General features: G+C 42.4%; 2 protein-coding genes. One reads left to right on the forward strand and one right to left on the reverse strand.

Annotated features, from left to right (window positions below):
• Nucleotides 1–784 (forward strand): substrate-binding periplasmic protein (locus L4C33_RS22230; RefSeq protein WP_428814550.1); only part of this gene is annotated, 784 nt, incomplete at its 5' end.
• Between the two features lie 135 nt (nucleotides 785–919).
• Here L4C33_RS22230 and L4C33_RS22235 read toward each other — a convergent pair.
• Nucleotides 920–1,402, reverse strand: a 483-nt coding sequence (locus L4C33_RS22235) for an L-serine ammonia-lyase, iron-sulfur-dependent, subunit alpha (RefSeq protein WP_428814551.1), incomplete at its 5' end; no start/stop codon positions are given.

A 1,402-nucleotide genomic window follows, 5' to 3' on the forward strand; every position in this document is an offset into this window, starting at 1 on the left:
GTTGCTATGGGATTGGGCTACACTTTGTAGACACCTTAGTCGCGGAGGGGATGTGAACTTTCTTATTCGTATTGTTCTTTTATCGGTGACGTTCAGCTGTTTTCAGTCCAAAGCGCAAACGGTCACCGTTGTTCAAAGTGCATGGCCTCCCTTTATCTATGACACGACTCCACCAAGTGGCGTTATTGTCGATATTGTAAGGTCTGCATTTCGAAACCAAGGTTATGAAATGAAGCTGAACGTTAAACCTTGGTCTAGAGCGATGAAAGAAGTCATGACAAGCCGTACTGACCTACTACTAGCTGTGTGGTATACCGAGAAAAGGGCAGAAAGACTTCTCTTTAGCGATAGTTATCTAGACTCTAAACAAGTGATTATCAGTCTAAAAGGTCATGAATTTGAGTATTTGGGACTGAGTAGTTTAAAAGGCAAAACAATCGGAACGATAAGGGATTACGCTTACGATGAAGCGTTTTTAGCATCGAAAGACTTCGCAAGACTAGAAAGTGACAGTTTGACCCAGAGTATTCGGCGGATGGAGGCTCTAAGGGTTGATGCCATCATTTCTAATGAACGCTTTGCTAAGTATACGTTTTCTGGAATGGCGATCTTGCAAGATGAATATGTCATTCTTTCCCCCAGCGTTTCTATCAGCCCTTTGTATATCGCTGCGGGATTATCTAACCCAAGAGCTCAAGAAATGATCCAAGCGTTTAACTTAGGGTTAGTTGCGATAAAAGATAACGGGGAATACGAGGCGATTATTAGGCGATACAGCGAGTAAGCTGTATTTGGAAACGGAAGAAAAGCTACACCAATGGACGGATATCTCCAATAAAAAGGTCAGCTGATATCGCTGACCTTTTTTATTGTATCTGTCTTGTTCTGAGATAGGTTTAACTATTTCAGCACGATGAGCTTATTCACAAGGTGGAGACATATGAATAACTGCAAGGCCACCAAGTGATGTTTCACGGTATTTTCTGTTCATGTCTTTACCTGTTTGGTACATGGTCGCAATAACCTTATCCAAAGAGATCAAACATTTACTGGTTCGCTTCAAAGCCATACGAGAAGCGTTAATTGCTTTCATGGCACCCATAGCATTACGTTCAATACACGGTACTTGTACTAACCCACCAATTGGGTCACAAGTCATTCCTAACGAGTGCTCCATAGCGATTTCAGCAGCGATACATATTTGTTCGTTACTACCACCACGCAGAGCGGTTAAGCCTGCTGCTGCCATAGAAGATGAAACACCCACCTCTCCCTGACAACCTACTTCAGCTCCAGAAATTGACGCGTTCGTTTTGTACAAAATACCAATCGCACCAGAAACGGCTAAGAAGTCTTTGATTTGTTTCACATCGAGCTCTTTAATAAAGCGATGGTAATACAT

Origin of the sequence: Vibrio makurazakiensis (assembly GCF_050337375.1) — a bacterium.
Taxonomy (GTDB): domain Bacteria; phylum Pseudomonadota; class Gammaproteobacteria; order Enterobacterales; family Vibrionaceae; genus Vibrio; species Vibrio makurazakiensis.